Annotated in this window: 15 protein-coding genes; 8 read left to right on the forward strand and 7 right to left on the reverse strand. The window is 68.3% G+C overall.

The features are described from left to right. Nucleotides 1-48: 48 nt before the first annotated feature. Nucleotides 49-2,517 (reverse strand): phosphoketolase family protein, encoded by a 2,469-nt coding sequence (locus tag AC3ERS_RS01565; RefSeq protein ID WP_431962656.1) that lies wholly within the window; start codon nt 2,515-2,517, stop codon nt 49-51. A 133-nt stretch (nt 2,518-2,650) separates the two neighbouring features. On the opposite strand from AC3ERS_RS01565, the gene AC3ERS_RS01570 reads away from it, so the two are divergent. The 6 genes from AC3ERS_RS01570 to AC3ERS_RS01595 all read left to right on the forward strand — a co-directional run bounded on the left by AC3ERS_RS01570 (nt 2,651) and on the right by AC3ERS_RS01595 (nt 8,807). Continuing rightward, complete coding sequence (locus AC3ERS_RS01570; protein ID WP_431962658.1) at nt 2,651-3,202, forward strand: FKBP-type peptidyl-prolyl cis-trans isomerase; 552 nt, start codon at nt 2,651-2,653, stop codon at nt 3,200-3,202. Nucleotides 3,203-3,354: 152 nt separating this feature from the next. Continuing rightward, the gene (gene tig / locus AC3ERS_RS01575; protein WP_431962660.1) at nt 3,355-4,719 is read left to right on the forward strand and encodes a trigger factor; all 1,365 of its coding nucleotides are present in this window, start codon (nt 3,355-3,357) and stop codon (nt 4,717-4,719) included. A 407-nt stretch (nt 4,720-5,126) separates the two neighbouring features. Then, nucleotides 5,127-5,714, forward strand: coding sequence for an ATP-dependent Clp protease proteolytic subunit (locus AC3ERS_RS01580; protein ID WP_431962662.1), 588 nt, complete (start codon nt 5,127-5,129; stop codon nt 5,712-5,714). 71 nt (nt 5,715-5,785) lie between these two features. Continuing rightward, nucleotides 5,786-6,451, forward strand: a complete 666-nt coding sequence (locus AC3ERS_RS01585; protein WP_067787453.1) for an ATP-dependent Clp protease proteolytic subunit — start codon at nt 5,786-5,788, stop codon at nt 6,449-6,451. Between the two features lie 439 nt (nt 6,452-6,890). Beyond that, nucleotides 6,891-8,171 carry an ATP-dependent Clp protease ATP-binding subunit ClpX gene (gene clpX / locus AC3ERS_RS01590; protein ID WP_067787500.1) on the forward strand — a complete coding sequence of 427 codons (1,281 nt, stop codon included), beginning with the start codon at nt 6,891-6,893 and terminating at the stop codon, nt 8,169-8,171. Between the two features lie 231 nt (nt 8,172-8,402). Next, a complete protein-coding gene (locus tag AC3ERS_RS01595; RefSeq protein WP_431962665.1) occupies nt 8,403-8,807 on the forward strand; it encodes an STAS domain-containing protein in 405 nt (134 codons plus the stop codon). Nucleotides 8,808-8,871: 64 nt separating this feature from the next. Here AC3ERS_RS01595 and AC3ERS_RS01600 read toward each other — a convergent pair whose 3' ends face one another. Continuing rightward, the gene (locus AC3ERS_RS01600; protein WP_431962667.1) at nt 8,872-9,249 is read right to left on the reverse strand and encodes a nuclear transport factor 2 family protein; all 378 of its coding nucleotides are present in this window, start codon (nt 9,247-9,249) and stop codon (nt 8,872-8,874) included. 296 nt (nt 9,250-9,545) lie between these two features. Further along, nucleotides 9,546-10,157 carry a dihydrofolate reductase family protein gene (locus AC3ERS_RS01605; protein WP_431962669.1) on the reverse strand — a complete coding sequence of 204 codons (612 nt, stop codon included), beginning with the start codon at nt 10,155-10,157 and terminating at the stop codon, nt 9,546-9,548. Between the two features lie 183 nt (nt 10,158-10,340). On the opposite strand from AC3ERS_RS01605, the gene mihF reads away from it, so the two are divergent. After that, complete coding sequence (gene mihF / locus AC3ERS_RS01610; protein WP_068062535.1) at nt 10,341-10,655, forward strand: integration host factor, actinobacterial type; 315 nt, start codon at nt 10,341-10,343, stop codon at nt 10,653-10,655. A 127-nt stretch (nt 10,656-10,782) separates the two neighbouring features. Here mihF and AC3ERS_RS01615 read toward each other — a convergent pair whose 3' ends face one another. The 4 genes from AC3ERS_RS01615 to AC3ERS_RS01630 form a co-directional block, all read right to left on the reverse strand. Continuing rightward, nucleotides 10,783-11,319 (reverse strand): hypothetical protein, encoded by a 537-nt coding sequence (locus tag AC3ERS_RS01615; RefSeq protein ID WP_431962671.1) that lies wholly within the window; start codon nt 11,317-11,319, stop codon nt 10,783-10,785. Nucleotides 11,320-11,413: 94 nt separating this feature from the next. After that, entirely contained in the window at nt 11,414-12,250 is an 837-nt protein-coding gene (fdhD, locus tag AC3ERS_RS01620) for a formate dehydrogenase accessory sulfurtransferase FdhD (RefSeq protein WP_431962673.1), read from the reverse strand. 316 nt (nt 12,251-12,566) lie between these two features. Next, nucleotides 12,567-14,876, reverse strand: a complete 2,310-nt coding sequence (locus AC3ERS_RS01625) for an FdhF/YdeP family oxidoreductase (RefSeq protein WP_431962675.1) — start codon at nt 14,874-14,876, stop codon at nt 12,567-12,569. A 151-nt stretch (nt 14,877-15,027) separates the two neighbouring features. After that, nucleotides 15,028-16,206: an FHA domain-containing protein gene (locus AC3ERS_RS01630; RefSeq protein ID WP_431962677.1), complete on the reverse strand. Its 1,179-nt coding sequence runs from the start codon at nt 16,204-16,206 to the stop codon at nt 15,028-15,030. Between the two features lie 353 nt (nt 16,207-16,559). Here AC3ERS_RS01630 and AC3ERS_RS01635 point away from each other — a divergent pair, with 353 nt between their 5' ends. Continuing rightward, nucleotides 16,560-17,087, forward strand: a complete 528-nt coding sequence (locus AC3ERS_RS01635; RefSeq protein WP_431962680.1) for a GNAT family N-acetyltransferase — start codon at nt 16,560-16,562, stop codon at nt 17,085-17,087. Nucleotides 17,088-17,142: the final 55 nt, after the last annotated feature.

The raw sequence follows: 17,142 nt of genomic DNA on the forward strand, positions 1-17,142 counted from the left end.
CCGCCGCCCTGTGGACAACTGGTTGCGGCGGCCGATGTCGTGCGATCCTCAGAGACCGGGTTCGGGCCAGGCCCACTCCGCGACGCAGGGGATATCGGTGCCGTTCGCCCTGGTCCACGCGCGGGCCCGCCAGCGGGCGTCGACCATCTCCTGACGCAGCCCAGCGGCCTTCTCACGCAGGTCGGGTACCCGATCGATCACATCCATCACGAGGTGGTAGCGATCCAGGTCGTTGAGCATCACCATGTCGAAAGGCGTTGTGGTGGTGCCCTCTTCTTGATACCCGCGGACGTGCATCTCCGCGTGGTTGGTGCGTCGGTAGGTCAGCCTGTGCACCAGCCAGGGATAGCCGTGGAAGGCGAAGATCACCGGACGATCCCTGGTGAACAGGGTGTCGAACTCGCTGTCCGGCAGGCCGTGCGGATGGGCGTCGGCGGGCAGCAGCCGCATCAGGTCGACGATGTTGATCACGCGAACCCGCAAGTCCGGCAACCGGTCACGCAGGATCGCCGCGGCGGCGAGCGTCTCCAGCGTCGGCACGTCGCCTGCGCACGCCAGCACGACATCCGGTGTGCTGCCCACGGTGTCGTTGTTGCCCGCCCAGTCCCAGATGCCCACGCCGCGTGCGCAGTGCACCGCCGCGTCGGGGACGGACAGCCAGTCCTCCTGCGGCTGCTTGCCCGCCACCACCACGTTGACGTAGTGCCGCGAGCGCAGGCAGTGGTCGTACACCGAGAGCAGCGTGTTGGCATCCGGCGGCAGGTACACCCGCACGATCTCGGGCTTCTTGTTCAGCACCACGTCGAGGAAACCGGGGTCCTGGTGGGTGAACCCGTTGTGGTCCTGCCGCCAGACGTGCGAGGACAGCAGGTAGTTCAGGCTGGCGATGGGCCGCCGCCACGGCACCGCCGCGCTGGCGTCCAGCCACTTGGCGTGCTGGTTGAACATCGCGTCGACGATGTGGATGAAGGCCTCGTAGCAGGTGAACACGCCGTGCCTGCCGGTCAGTAGATACCCCTCCAGCAGGCCCTGGCACATGTGCTCGGAGAGCACCTCGATCACCCGGCCGGTGCGGTCGAGCGCGACGTCGTACTCGCCGATCTCGGCCTGCCAGTCGCGTCCGGTCACCTCGAGGATGTCCTGGAGCCGGTTGCTGGCCAGCTCGTCCGGGGCGAACGTCAGGAAGTTGTGCGGATTGCGGCGGGTCACCTCGCGCAGCCAGCCGCCGAGCACGCGGGTGGCCTCGTGTTTCGTGCCGCCGGGCGTGGCCACCTCGACGCCGAAATCGCGCCAGTCCGGCAGGCGTAGATCGCGAACGAGCATGCCGCCGTTGGCCACCGGGTTCGCGCTCATCCGCCGATCGCCCTCGGGCACTAGTTCGAGCAGTTCCGGCGCCGGGTGACCCTCGGCGTCGAACAGTTCCTCCGGCCGGTAGGAACGCAGCCATTGCTCCAGCACCTGGCGGTGTGAATCGTTGCCGCGGGCGGCGGGCAGCGGTACTTGGTGCGCCCGGAAGGTGCCCTCGACGGGTTCGCCGTCGACGACCGGTGGACAAGTCCAGCCCTTCGGGGTGCGCAAGACGATCATCGGCCAGCTGACCGGTCCGCCGTTGGCGCCCGACCTGGCGGCCTGCTGGATCCGCTCGATCCGGTCGAGGCAGCCGTCCATCGCGCGGGCCATCGCCTGGTGCACGGTCGCCGGGTCGTCGCCCGCGACGACGACCGGCTGGTAGCCGCAGCCGCGCAGCAGTTCCACCAGCTCGTTCTCCGGAATCCTCGCGAGGATGGTCGGGTTGGCGATCTTGTACTGGTTGAGGGCCAGTATCGGCAGCACCGCGCCGTCGCGGCCCGGGTTGAGGAACTTGTTCGCGTGCCAGCTCGCCGCGAGCGGGCCGGTCTCGGCCTCGCCGTCGCCCACCACACAGAACACGGTCAGGTCCGGATTGTCCAGCGCCGCGCCGTACGCGTGCAGCAGGGAATAGCCCAGTTCGCCGCCCTCGTGGAAGGAGCCGGGCGTCTCGGGCGCGCAGTGACTCGGCACACCGCCGGGAAAGGAGAACTGGGCGAACAGCGAACCCATTCCCTCGGCATCGCGCGGAATGTGGCTGTACAGCTCGGAATAGGTGCCCTCCAGCCAGGCGCACGCGTTCGGGCCCGGCCCGCCGTGCCCGGGCCCCGCGACGAACACCGCGTTGAGCGCGCGCAGGCGGATCGCCCGATTGGCGTGCACCCAGACCAGATTCAGCCCTGGCACCGTGCCGAAATGGCCGAGCAGCCGTGGCTTGATGTGCTCGGGCAGCAGCGCTTCGCGCAGCAGCGGGTTCCGCATCAGATAGATCTGGCCGACGGAGAGGTAGTTCGCCGCGCGCCACCAGGCGTCGATCGCGGTCAGCTCCGCGCGATCCAGCGGGCCGGGCGCCTCGTCCAGTCGATAGGGCCGGGGCGCGATGGAGACGCCTCCCTGCGCGCCGGCATTGTCCGCCGAGGTGTCGCCCCCGGGACTGGCCATCTTGGTCATTCGCCGACTCTCCTCACGCTCGCTGGGAAATCCGCCTCACCGGCGGCATTACCCGTTTCCGTGCGGCGACACCGCGACACGGCGGGAAAGCGTCGCTGGGCGCGCGGGCGTCCGGTGGTCTAGGGTCCGCCGCATGCACACACTCGGCAGGATCATCGGTGTCGGCGCCATCGCCGCGGCCGCGTTCACGCTGGCCGCCTGCGGCTCCGACGACAAGGACACCGCCGCCACCACGACGGCCACCACCGGCGCCGTCGGCCAGGCGAAGCACGGCCGGGAATGCACCGCCGAGGACATCGGGGTGACCGGCGGCTTCGGTCAAACGCCGATCGTGACCATTCCCGGCGACTGCGACCCGCCCACGAAACTGGTCGTCAAGGACCTGGTCGAGGGCAGCGGTCCCGGCGCGGTGGCCGACCAGCCGCTCACCATGAACTACGTGCTGGTGACCTGGTCGGACAAGAAGAAGCTGGACAGCTCGTTCGACCGCGGCAAGCCCTTTCAGCTGAACCTCGGCGCGGGCGAGGTCATCCCCGGCTGGGATCAGGGTCTCGTCGGTGTTCAACAGGGCGCGCGCAGGCTGCTGATCATCCCGCCGAACCTGGGCTACGGCGCGGGCAGCGGCGGCATCAAGCCCAACGAGACGCTGGTTTTCGTCACCGACGCGGTCGGCGTCGGCAACTGAACCCGGTCGGTCGGGGCGCGGCAGGGGTGCGCCGCACCGTGACCGATTGCAGGCCGCACAGGCCGGTCAACTACCCTGGCAGGGATGCGTACGCGCACCCCGCTGGGAGTCGCGCCTCAACCCGAACGAACACCGAACCAAGGAGCATGTCCGTGAAGAGCACCGTCGAGCAGCTGAGCCCGACCCGGGTCCGGATCAATGTCGAGGTGCCCTTCGAGGAACTGAAGCCGGACTTCGACCGCGCCTACAAGGCTCTCGCCAAGCAGGTCCGCATCCCCGGCTTCCGCCCGGGCAAGGCCCCCGCGAAGCTCCTCGAAGCCCGCCTCGGCCGCGGCGCCGTCCTCGAGCAGGTCGTCAACGACGTGCTGCCCGGTCGCTACAGCGAGGCCGTCACCACTTCCGAGGTGAAGGTCATCGGCCAGCCCGACATCGAGATCACCAAGATCGAGGACGGCCAGGAGCTCGCCTTCACCGCCGAGGTCGACGTGCGCCCCGAGATCGACCTGCCGACCTACGAGGACATCGAGGTCACCGTCGACGCGTTCAGCATCGGCGACGAGGACATCGAGGAGCAGCTCACCTCGCTGCGCCAGCGCTTCGGCACCCTGACCGGCGTGGAGCGCGCGGTCGAGAACGGCGACTTCGTCTCCATCGATCTCGCCGCCACCGTGGACGGCCAGGAGGTGGCCGACGCCGCCACCAGCGGCCTGTCCCACGAGGTCGGCTCCGGCCAGCTCATCGAGGGCCTCGACGAGGCGATCATCGGCCTCTCCGCCGGTGAGTCGAAGGAGTTCGCCTCCACGCTGGTCGCGGGCGAGCACGCGGGCAAGGAAGCCGTCATCACCGTGACGGTGCAGTCGGTGAAGCAGCGCGAGCTGCCCGAGGCCGACGACGAGTTCGCTCAGCTCGCTTCCGAGTTCGACACCCTCGACGAGCTCAAGGAAGACCTGAAGAGCCGCGTCGAGCGGGTCAAGAAGGTGCAGCAGGCGGGCGAGATCCGCGACAAGGTCCTGGAGACCTTGCTGGAGACGACCGAGATTCCGCTGCCGGAGAAGGTCGTGCAGGCCGAGATCGACGCCGTGCTGCACGACGCCGTGCACGGCTTCGACCACGACGAGGACAAGCTGGCCGAGGCGCTCGAGGCGCAGGGCTCCAGCCGCGAGGAGTTCGACAAGGACACCAAGGAAGCCGCCGAGAAGTCGGTGAAGACCCAGCTGCTGCTGGACGCCATCGCCGAGGCGGAGAACACCCAGGTCGGCCAGGAGGAGCTCACCGAGCGGATCCTGTTCCAGTCGCAGCGCTACGGCCTGTCGCCGGAGCAGTTCATCCAGCAGGTGCAGCAGGCCGGCCAGCTCGGCGCCGTGTTCGCCGACGTGCGCCGCGGCAAGGCGCTCGCCGGTGTCGTCGGCAAGGTGAAGGTCACCGATTCCGAGGGCAACGCCGTGGACACCGCCGAAATGTTCGGCGCGCCTGCGGATTCCGCTGACGAGGCCGAGGGCGCGGAGAGCGCCGAGTAAATCCGTGGAACACCAGCGGCATATTACGGCCGTGTGGTTTCGTGGGCGCACAGCGCGGCTGAGCGCCAGCGAAGTTGCGCAGTGAGGGAGCGGAGCGAGTGAACCAGAATCGCAGCGCGCCCTCGCGCACAGCGCGGCTGAGCGCCAGCGAAGTTGCGCAGTGAGGGAGCGGAGCGAGTGAACCAGAATCGCAGCGCGCCCTCGCGCACAGCGCGGCTGAGCGCCAGCGAAGTTGCGCTGTGAGCGAAGAAAGGGCGGTACCGGGAGTTCGGTGCCGCCCTGCTTCGTTAATGTTTGTGACAGACGAACCAGTGATGGCTGTGTGGCACTCAGCGCTGTTTAGCTTTCAGTGACAAGCCGGTGAGAAGAGAAGGCAGGTATCCGTGACAAACAACCAGGCAGGGGTCATGACATCCGCGACTGCTGGTCTCAACCTCAGTGATTCGGTCTACGAGCGCCTGCTGCGGGAGCGCATCATCTTCCTCGGCACCCAGGTCGACGACGACATCGCGAACAAGCTGTGCGCGCAGATCCTGCTGCTCACGGCGGAGGATCCGACCAAGGACATCTCGCTCTACATCAACTCGCCCGGTGGCTCGGTGACCGCGGGCATGGCCATCTACGACACCATGCAGTTGTCCGAGTGCGACATCGCCACCTACGGCCTGGGCCTGGCGGCATCGATGGGCCAGTTCCTGCTGACCGCGGGCACCAAGGGCAAGCGCTACGCCCTGCCGCACGCGCGCATCATGATGCACCAGCCCTCGGCGGGCATCGGCGGTTCCGCGGCCGATATCGCGATCATGGCCGAGCAGTTCGCCCACACCAAGCGCGAGCTCAACGAGCTCCAGGCGCTGCACACCGGCAGGCCGGTGGAGCAGGTCACCGCCGACGCCGACCGCGACCGCTGGTTCACGGCGAAGGATGCCCTCGAGTACGGGTTCATCGACCACGTGATCAGCCACGCCAACCAGGCCAATGGCTTAGCCAAGTGAGCGGCGGCCGGACCGGTTCCGGCCCGCGCCGTCAGTGAACCGTCGTTGAACACACAGACTTTGGAGACGAAATGGCTCTGATCGACCCACGCGCCGGCCTCTCCGGCATCGCGCCTGCCTCGCCGCAGTCGCGCTACATTCTGCCTTCGTTCATCGAGCACTCGAGCTTCGGTGTCAAGGAGTCCAACCCGTACAACAAGCTGTTCGAGGAGCGCATCATCTTCCTCGGCGTGCAGGTCGACGACGCCTCGGCGAACGACATCATGGCGCAGCTGCTGGTGCTGGAATCGCTGGATCCCGACCGCGACATCACGATGTACATCAACTCGCCGGGTGGTTCGTTCACCTCGCTGATGGCCATCTACGACACCATGCAGTACGTGCGCGCCGACGTGGCCACGGTCTGCCTCGGCCAGGCGGCCTCCGCCGCGGCCGTGCTGCTCGCCGCGGGCACCCCCGGCAAGCGTGCCTGCCTGCCCAACGCTCGCGTGCTGATCCACCAGCCTTCGCTGGAGGGCGGCATCCAGGGTCAGGTCTCGGACCTGGAGATCCAGGCCGCCGAGATCGAGCGCATGCGCCGCCTGATGGAGACCACGCTGGCGCGGCACACCGGCAAGGACGCGGACACCATCCGCAAGGACACCGACCGCGACAAGATCCTGACGGCCGAGGAGGCCAAGGAGTACGGGATCATCGACACGGTGTTCGACTACCGCAAGCTCAGCGCGCAGAAGTAAGACGCTCGCGGGCGGCGCCGAGTCCGGCGATCGCTCGCAAGTTGCTGTGCGTCAGGCGAATCCGGCCGGGCGGTGTGCCGACGGCACACCGCCCGGCCGCTTCCGCTACGGTGACATCGACCGTTCGCGAGGGTGGCGGACGGCGCGAACACCATGGCGGTCGGCCGGGCGTCGGGACCGGCCTCTCACGGGTGGAACGTGTGCCGAACGTGTTTCGATGTCGTGAGAACCCGCACAACCCCGGCGAGAAACATGCTCGAGTTGTCGACCTCCGTCGCGCACACCGGGTACGGTCAACCTAGGGACCTTTGCTCTCGGTTGACGGCAAGCTCGACCCGCCCGAATTACTCGAAGTGTTCGCGATTACACCCGAGTTCGGCGGATTGCTGGCAACCTGGACAGACGGTTGCACGCGGACAAGGAAGTAGGGACCCACGAGATGGCGCGCATCGGAGACGGCGGCGATCTGCTGAAGTGCTCGTTCTGTGGAAAGAGCCAGAAGCAGGTCAAGAAGCTCATTGCGGGACCTGGCGTGTACATCTGTGACGAGTGCATCGATCTATGCAACGAGATCATCGAGGAGGAACTCGCCGAGTCCAGCGAGGTCAAACTCGATGAGCTGCCGAAACCCGCCGAGATCCGTGAGTTCCTCGAGAACTACGTGATCGGGCAGGACACCGCCAAGCGCACCCTCGCCGTGGCCGTGTACAACCACTACAAGCGCATTCAGGCGGGGGACAAGGGCCGTGACAGCCGGGGCGAGACGGTCGAGCTGACCAAGTCGAACATTCTGATGCTCGGCCCCACCGGCTGCGGCAAGACCTACCTGGCGCAGACCCTCGCGAAGATGCTGAACGTGCCGTTCGCCATCGCGGACGCCACGGCGCTCACCGAGGCGGGCTACGTCGGCGAGGATGTCGAGAACATCCTGCTCAAGCTGATCCAGGCCGCCGACTACGACGTCAAGAGGGCCGAGACCGGCATCATCTACATCGACGAGGTGGACAAGATCGCCCGCAAGAGCGAGAACCCCTCGATCACCCGTGACGTCTCCGGCGAGGGCGTGCAGCAGGCGCTGCTGAAGATCCTGGAGGGCACCCAGGCCAGCGTGCCGCCGCAGGGCGGACGCAAGCACCCGCACCAGGAGTTCATCCAGATCGACACCACGAACGTGCTGTTCATCGTGGCGGGCGCGTTCGCGGGCCTGGAGAAGATCATCTCCGACCGCACCGGCCACCGCGGCATCGGCTTCGGCGCCGAGGTGCGCTCCAAGGCCGAGATCGACACCACCGATCACTTCGCGGAGGTGATGCCCGAGGATCTGATCAAGTTCGGTCTGATCCCGGAGTTCATCGGCCGCCTCCCCGTCGTCGCGTCGGTGACGAACCTGGACAAGGAATCCCTGGTCAAGATCCTGTCCGAGCCGAAGAACGCGCTGGTCAAGCAGTACATCCGGCTGTTCGAGATGGACGGCGTCGAGCTGGAGTTCACTCAGGACGCCCTGGAGGCGATCGCCGACCAGGCCATCCTGCGTGGCACCGGCGCTCGCGGTCTGCGCGCCATCATGGAGGAAGTCCTGCTGCCGGTGATGTACGACATTCCCAGCCGCGACGACGTCGCGAAGGTGGTCGTGAACGCCGATACGGTCAACGACAATGTGCTGCCGACCATCGTGCCGCGCAAACAGCAGCGTGCCGAGCGCCGGGAGAAGTCGGCGTAATTCCGAAGTCGCGATCCGGGCCCGTGGGAATTGTCCCCCGGGCCCGGATTTGTTTTCGAAATGTCCGAATTGTCGAGATTTGCTCGAAATTGTAGGTGTATCGGAGTCTTCGTTCGGGTACTCGAATCTCAGGGTTGAGTAGCCAGCCCAGCTCCGGGGCCTCGGGCGCCCGGCGCGAATACATCGCCCGGCGCGGGTTCAGCTGCCGGGTGCGACGGGACTGGGTTCCTCATGTCGACCATTCTTTCCACTCACTTCACCGAAGTCCGACCGCATCGTTCCGATCCCGCTGCGCGGGTGCGGGTTTCGATCACCTCCCCGAGCGACGAGATCACGCTGTGCGCCGTCGCGGGTGAGGTGGATCAATTCACCGTCGACGAGCTGCGTCGGCATCTGATCGGTGCGCTCGACACGGCCGCGCCTCGCGTGGTCGTCGATCTGTCCATGGTGTCGTTCTTCGGCGTCGCGGGCCTCCGGGTGCTGTTCGACGCACGTTCACGGATCGACCAGGCCGGCGGCAGGCTGCTCCTGGTCACCGGCCCGCCATGCGTGGACCGGCTGCTTCAGGTGGCTGCCGACGTCGTGGCCTTCGAGACGACGCACGTTCTGGCTGGTGCGCTGCTCGACGCCGCATAACCCTGGAGAAACCTCGACGCCGCCCGGGATGCGATTCCCGGGCGGCGTCGGCGGCGTGGACGGCTCAGATCGGCTCGCCGCGCATGTCGTCCTGGCTCCAGTAGGCGCGCATCTTGATGATCTTGCCCTGCTCGTCGAACTCCATCGTGTCGATCGGCGTGAGCGTGAAACGCTGATCGCCGACCATGGTGACGACGTCGAACATGAAGGCGGCGTGGTTGCCCGCGACCCGCACGGTGTCGGCGTGCAGCGCGGTCGACCGGTCCAGGTTGTCGAACACGGAGTAGAACTCGCGGATGGCGTCGTGGCCTTGGCGGACGGGGGTGCCCGCGGGATCCTCGACGGTCGCGTCCGGCGCGTAGAGCTCCACGATGGATTCCGTGGGCCCGGTGCCGACCAGCTTGACGTACTGCTCGACGACATCGCGAATCTGTTGTGTCATGTCAACCCCTGACGAATTGAAACGTGTTCCAATTCGGAGGCTAGCAGTCCATGCCCGCGCCGGATAGCCCGAAGGCCGTTCATCGGGACGCGGGTCGTTGTGCGGTTGTGTCTGCCTCGCCGGGACGCGGTGACGATTCGTCGTGGACGAATCGCGCCCGAGGTGGGGAGCGCCGTTGATCCCCCTGGTTCGCCATTGAACCTTGATCCCGTTGCGAAGGCTGCTGTATTTTCTTTCGCCGCCGTCACGCGATGTGTTACGTGGGTCACATTTTTTCGTTCGGTGGTGTGTGCCGGCTACTCGCCGAGGGTGCCGTATTCGGGGACGCCTGCGGCGCGGTAGGTGCCGATGTGGACGCCGGCCGGTGTCGTGCGCGAGTCGGTCAGGTGGAAGGCGGCGGGGCTGGATCCGGTCCGGAAGAGACGTTTGCCGGTGCCGAGGAGCACGGGGAAGGTCAGCAAGTACAGGGTGTCGACGAGGCCGGCGGCGAGCCGGGTGTGCGCGAGGCCGCCGCTGCCGTGGACCTGCAGTTCGCGGCCCGGGCGGGATTTGAGGTCGGCGACTTGCCGGACGAGGTCGTCCCGCAGCAGTTCGGTTCCCGTCCACTCGGCGCGCTCGAGGGTATGGGTGCCAACGTATTTCGGCAGCGCGTTGAGTTTCGAGGCGATCGGGTCGGCGGGGTCGTCGTGCTGTGGCCAGTATCCGGCGAAGATCTCGTAGGTCCGCCTGCCGAGCAGGAAGGCATCCGCGCGAGCGAACACCTCGCTGACGAATTGACCCCCTGCCTCGTCGAAGTACGGTGCGGTCCAGCCGCCGTGCGTGAAGCCGCCCTCGGTGTCCTCGTGCGGCCCGCCCGGCCCCTGGCAGACGCCGTCGATGGTGACGAACTGGGTGAGCGACAGTTCCATGGGCGGGCTTCCTTTCGTCCGTTTCGCGCACTTCGCGCGGGTTGTTCACCTGTTCTGACGACGACGCGCCAGAAAACTCATCGCAACATTTGACCGGTGTGTCGGCGGTCCGCCACCGGTGCCGTGCTGTTTACTCGGTGCGGTCAACCAGATGTTCGAGTGACGAGTGAAAGCGGAGGAGACATGGCACTGCCCACGATGACCGCCGAGCAGCGCACCGAGGCGTTGGCCAAAGCGGCTGCGGTGCGCAAAGCGCGCTCCGAACTGATCGGCAAGGTCAAGGCCGGCAAGGTGTCGGTCGCCGACCTGCTGAAGAAGGCGGAGTCGGATGATCTGGTGAAGAAGACCAAGGTCGCGGCGGTGATCAAGGCCCTGCCCGGCGTCGGTCCGGTGAAGGCCGCGAAGCTGATGGATCAGGCCGAGATCCCCGAGGACCGCCGCATCGGCGGCCTGGGCGCCCGGCAGCGCGAGGCGCTGCTCAAGGCTCTCGACGCCTGACGGCGTCGCAGCGACCTCGCTCGAGCCGGAGGCGCACGCCAGTACGCCCGAGGCGACCTACCCGGCCACGCGCCGACGGTCGCCCGGGCCCCTCGTGCGACGCCTCCGGCCAGGCACCTTCCGGGCCTCAGCGCATCGGACGGCGGCGCGGGAAGCGGAACTCGATGGGCCGGGGATCGGGCGCCTCCGGCCCACGCGGAGTCACCAGCAGACAGGCCGCGCCGAGCGCCAAGAGGGCCGCGGCGGCCAGCAGGCTCAGCGTGAAGCTGACGCCGCTCATCGCGTCCGGCTTGTGAAACGCGTGGTAGATCACATGCGGGGTGGCGAAGACGAGCCAGCCCAGCCCCGCGGCCTGCGCCAGCGCGCTGCCTCCGCGCCACAGCGCGAAGCCGCTCGCCGCAGCGAGGGCAAGGAAGAAGGCCCCGACGTCGCTGGCCAAGTGGTGGTTGTAGGGGCCGTCCACGGCGACCCACTGCATCCCGAATCCGGGGAAACTCGTATACCAGGAGTGCGGCGCGAGCACCGCCCACAGACCCACCACCGCGCCCTGGAAGGTCAGTATCCCCAACATGATTCGCACGGCCAGCCACCGGCGGCGGTGCTGCTCGAAACGCATCCGGACGCGCACGCCGCCGGACTTTCCTTCCACCGAGATCCGCATCATCGCTCCGTTCCTCGCCGGGGGGTGTTCGGGCGTGCAGTCACGGTAGAACGGACATCGAGTACCGGGCAATAGGCGTCGCGGCGGCGAGCCGACATCAGCTCGCGGGACGCGCCGCCGATCGCCGGTCCACGCGGTGCGCGCCGGCATAGATGTTCATGGTGTCGCCGCGCAGGAAGCCGACCAGGGTGAGACCGGATTCGTCCGCCAGGTCCACCGCCAGCGAGCTCGGGGCCGACACCGCTCCGAGCATCGGCACACCGGCCATCACCGCCTTCTGGACCAGCTCGAAGGACGCCCGCCCGCTCACGATGAGCACCAGATCGGACGCGGGGATCCGGTTTTCACGCAGGGCCCAGCCCAGCACCTTGTCCACCGCGTTGTGCCTGCCGATGTCCTCCCGCACCGCGAGCGCCGTCCCGTCGGCGGTGAACAAGCCCGCCGCGTGCAGGCCGCCGGTGGCGTCGAAGACCGATTGCCGCTCGCGCAGCGTCTCGGGCATGCCTGCGAGTACGGCCGAGTCGACGGCGGGCGTGTCGTCCGGGAGTGGATAACGGGTGTGGGCCCTGACCTCGTCGAGGGCGGTCTTGCCGCAGAGCCCGCACGAACTGGTGGTGAGGAAGTTGCGCGCGCGGGCGGGTACGGGGACACGCAGCTCGACGTCGAGCACGTTGTAGGTGTTGCGGCCGTCGGCGTCGGTGCCCGCGCAGTAGCGGGCGCTCACCATGTCATCGGCCGATTCGATGATGCTCTCGCTCAACAGGAATCCGTGCACCAGGTCGACATCGGCGCCGGGGGTGCGCATGGTGACGGTCAGCGACCGCCCGCCGAGCCGGATCTCCAGCGGCTCCTCCACTGCCAGGGTGTCGGGTCGCTGGATCTCTCCGGACGGGGACAGGCGCAGTGTGCGACGGCGCGCGGTCACCCGGCTCACGACGCAGCCTCGCTGCCGCTCGGCCGCGTCGTGCGCCGGGACGCGCTGTGCCTTTGGTTCACTCGCTGACGCTCCTTCACGACCCAGCCTCGCTGCCGCTCGGCCGCGTCGTGCGCCGGGACGCGCTGTGCCTTTGGTTCACTCGCTGACGCTCCTTCACGACCCAGCCTCGCTGCCGCTCGGCCGCGTCGTGCGCGGGGATGCGCTGTGCTTTCGGTTCACTCGCTGACGCTCCTTCACGACTCAACCTCGCTGGCGCTCGGCTGCGTCGCGCGCGGGGATGCGCTGTGCTTTCGATTCACTCGCTGACGCTCGCTCATGATTCGGCTCCGACGTGCACATGCCGCTCCAGCCGGATGGTCACCGCCTTGGAAACGGGCGTATTGGATCGCGCCGCGACGTGATCCAGCGGGACGAGTGCGTTGGTCTCGGGGTAGTACGCGGCGGCGTTGCCGCGCGGCGTCGGGTAGCCGACGACGCGGAAGGCTCGGACACGTCGCTCGATGCCGTCGGTCCACTCCGAGACCAGATCGACGAGATCGCCGTCGGCGAAGCCGAATTCGGCGATGTCGTCGGTGTTCACCAGGATCACCCGGCGTCCGCCGTGCACGCCGCGGTAACGGTCGTCGAGGCCGTAGATGGTGGTGTTGTATTGGTCGTGGCTGCGCAGTGTCTGGAGCACGAGCCTGCCCTCGGGTACCGGAACCCAGGTCAGCTCGTTCACCGCGAAATTGGCGCGGCCGGTGGCGGTGCGGAACTCGCGGCTGTCGCGCGGGGGATGTGGTAGCACGAAGCCGTTGCGCTGCCGGACTTTGGTGTTGTAATCGGCGCAACCGGGCACCACGCGCGCTATTGCGTCGCGAATCTTGTCGTAATCGCGCCGGTATCGCGCCCACGGCACCGGATGGTCCTCGCCGAACAGCGCGAGGGCCAGTTCGCAGACGATGGCGACCTCGCTGCGCAGCTGATCGCCGACGGGTTCGAGGCGGCCGGTGGACAGGTGCACCATCGACATCGAATCCTCCACCGACACATGCTGTTTCACGCCGCCCACGACGTCCTTGTCGGTGCGACCGAGGGTGGGCAGGATCAGCGCGGTGCGTCCGTGCACCACGTGGCTGCGGTTCAGCTTGGTCGAGACCTGCACGGTCAGTGCGCAATTGCGCAGCGCGGCCTCGGTGACCTCGGTGTCGGGCGTGGCCGAGACGAAGTTGCCGCCCATGCCGAAGAACACCTTGGCCCTGCCGTCGCGCATGGCGCGGATGGAATGCACTGTGTCCCATCCATGTTCGCGGGGGCTGGTGATGCCGAACTCGCGGTCGAGCGCGTCGAGGAAGGAGTCGGGCATCTTCTCCCAGATGCCCATGGTGCGGTCGCCCTGCACGTTGGAGTGCCCGCGCACCGGGCACACGCCCGCGCCCGGTTTGCCGATCATGCCGCGCAACAACAGCAGATTGGTCGCCTCCTCGATGGTGGCGACGCCGTGCGCCTGCTGGGTCAGACCCATCGCCCAGCAGATGATGGTGCTGCGCGATTCGGCGAGCAGGCGCGCGGTGCGCCCGAGTTCCGCCCTCGACAGTCCGGTCGCGGCTGCGACGACGTCGAGATCCACCGCGCGCGTGTGGCTTTCGTATTCGGCGAAGCCGGCGCAGTGCGCATCGACGAACGCGCGGTCCACGACGGTGCCCGGCGCTCGGTCCTCGGCCTCGAACAGCAGCTTGCCCAGACCTTGGAACAGGGCCATGTCGCCGCCGAGCCGGATCTGGAGGAAGTCGTCGGCGATCGCGACGCCCGTGGTGACGCCGCGCACGGTCTGCGGATCGCGGAAGCCGAGCAGACCCGTCTCCGGCAGCGGGTTGACCGCGACGACCCTGGCGCCGTTGGCCTTCGCGTCGGCGAGGGCGCTGAGCATGCGGGGATGGTTGGTGCCGGGATTCTGGCCCGCGACGATGATCAGATCGGCCTTGCCGAAGTCGTCGATCGAGACCGAGCCCTTACCGATGCCGATGGAGCCGATGAGCGCCGCGCCAGAGGATTCGTGGCACATGTTCGAGCAGTCCGGCAGATTGTTGGTGCCGTAGCTGCGGACCAGCAATTGGTAGAGGAACGCGGTCTCGTTGGCGGTGCGGCCCGAGGTGTAGAACACGGCCTCGTCGGGCGAGGCCAGCTCGCGCAGCTGATCGGCAATCACGCGGTACGCCTCGTCCCAGGAGAGGGGCGAGTAATGGGTGTCGCCCGGGCGCAGCACCATCGGATGGGTCAGCCTGCCCTGCTGGCCGAGCCAATATCCGGATTTCCCGGCGAGCTCGGCGACCGAGTGGGCGGCGAAGAACTCCGGCGTGACGGTGCGCAGCGTCGCCTCCTCGGCGACGGCCTTGGCGCCGTTCTCGCAGAACTCGGCGGGCCGCCGGTGCCCGGTGGGCTCCGGCCACGCGCAGCCGGGGCAGTCGAAGCCGTTGACCTGGTTGAGCCTGGTCAGCGTGCGCGCGGTGCGGACGACCCCCATCTCCTCGACCGAGCGTTTCAGCGCCACGGCCACGGCGGTGATGCCCGCTGCCTGCTCCTTGGGCGCGGTGACGGTCAGCGCGGATTCATCGATGTCCTCGGTGGGGCCCTGTCGATGCATGTCCTTATTGTCCTCTCCGCGCACTGACTGTCTCAGCAGGACTGCTGCCGCGCTCTTCGCATCGTAGGCCGCGGCGCGGGGCCCGGCATACCTCGTCGGGCCGGAATCGGCCGTCGCACCGCGGCAGCGCTGAGCAACGGCCGGGCGAGGCTCAGGAACGACGCGTTTGGGCGGTGGCCGGGTGGCGTTCGTCGGTGCGGTGGGTGAGCACCTTCTCGCCGATGCGGATGCGCCAGCCTGGCGGCAGCTCGACGGGGGCGGTGCCGATGCGCGTCCAGGTGTCGGTGCCCGGCCCCGCGACATAGGTGCCCGCGGGTGTGGACGCGTCGCGGACGAAGACCTTGCCCCGGTTCAGCGAGATGTAGGCGTGCACGCGGGAGACGTGCCGGTCCCTGGGCACCGACAGCGGGGACGCGATGGCGTTGCGCACCGAATCGTCGGTGGTGGGACTGCGGCCGATGACATACGGACGGTCGAGCGGGTAGGCGGTGTCCTCGAAGACCAGCGCCCCCGTCGGGGCTTCGGGCGAGCCCTTCGGCGGACGTGGCGGCGGGACGCGAACGCCGCGCGTGGCCGGATTCTTCTGCAACGCAACGGGTTCGGGTCGCGCGGAACCGAAGCCTGCGGTCTGGGACCAGGCGAGTGGCATCGCCCTGGTGCCGATGTCCTGCGGGTGAGCGGCGGACGGCCGACCGGATCCGGCGTTCGACTCGACGGGGGAGTCGGCGTCCTTTCGCGTGTCGTCGGAGTCGTCCGTCAACGCTTCGAAGCCCGCGGGCGCGGTCGCCGGTGGTTCGGCGGATCCGGGGTTCGCGGTGGCGGCGGCGCGTGGCGGAGTCTTCGGTGCGCTCGCCTTGCGCACGGCGACGCGCCATTCGAAGCCGCCGCCGGGCACGGCGCCCGCGCGGAGGTCGGTGCGGGGCAGCGGGGTGATCGGGGAGCCGGTGTCGGCGCCCACGGTGATCCGGCGCACCGGTTCGCGCACGATCTCGTCCACCCAGGTGAACGCCCGCGCGCCGGAGAGCCTGCGGGCGCCCTCCGCGCCGTGGATCTCGGCGGCGACCGGTCCGCGCAGCAGGATCACGGTGCCGTCGTCGGTCGGGGCGACCACGCCGAACGGCGGTGGCTCGGAGCCGCTGCCGAACACGACGGCGGCCAGCCGCTGGGCGATCGCGGCCCCGGGATGATCACCTTCGGCGACGGCCTCGATGGCGCCGAGGATCCGGTCGGTGGAAGCGGTTTCACCCGCGAGATACACCACCACCGCGCCGAAGCGTGCAATCAGACCATCGCCCGGCGCGATCCCTACGGTCGACGGGTTCTTGCGCACCCGCGCCTCCTTCCCGCGCACTACCGGCGTCCAGCATAGAGGCTCGCACAGGACGTGACGGGGCGGATCGGAACAGCAACAGGCCGCGGGGACCCGCCCGACCGGTCGCTCCGGCCGTGGAATCCGCAGGGCAGCGCGGAGAGTCGGGCGAGGTCGGCTGTCCGGTCCTCGCCCGGCGGATCGGTCGGCCGTGATCGAGCCGACTTCGCGGTCGTCCGGTGTTCTCGGGCTCTCCGCTGTCGTCCCGATCACGTGACGTCGCCTGCCCGGGTGTGCGTCTCATGGAGAGTGATCTCCTCGATGATCTGGAAATCCCCGCGACTTTCGCCCGGTGATCCGGCAATACTCCTGGCATGCCCTCCATCAGACCGGCGACCGAGGCCGACCTGCCCGTTCTGCGGGACATCGAGCGGGCGGCCGGAAAACCGTTCGCCGACATCGGTATGACCGCCGTCGCTGACGACGAGCCGCCGACGCTCGCCACGCTGCGCGAATTCCAGCAGGACGGGCGGGCCTGGGTCGCGACCGACGTTGTCGACCGGCCGATCGCCTATCTCGTCCTCGGCCTCGTCGACGGCAACGCGCACGTCGATCAGGTGTCGGTCGATCCGGAGTACGCCGGGCAACGCCTGGGCAAGCGGCTCATCGACCGCGCCGTCCACTGGGCGCGGGCCAACGGAGTGCTCACCATCACCCTGACCACGTTCGTCGAGGTGGCGTGGAACGGCCCGTACTACGAGCGCCTCGGCTTCCGGTACCTGACGGCCGCCGAGGAGACGCCGGGCCTGCGCGCCCTGCGCACCGCCGAAGCCGAGCACGGACTCGACCGCTGGCCCCGCGCTTGCATGCGCGCCGAACTCGATACGTGGGTCTTCGACTGACGTCGCGGACGCTCGGCCTGTCCCGCGCAGCCCGGAATACACGATGAGCGCGGAG

Source organism: Nocardia sp. bgisy134, assembly GCF_057708325.1.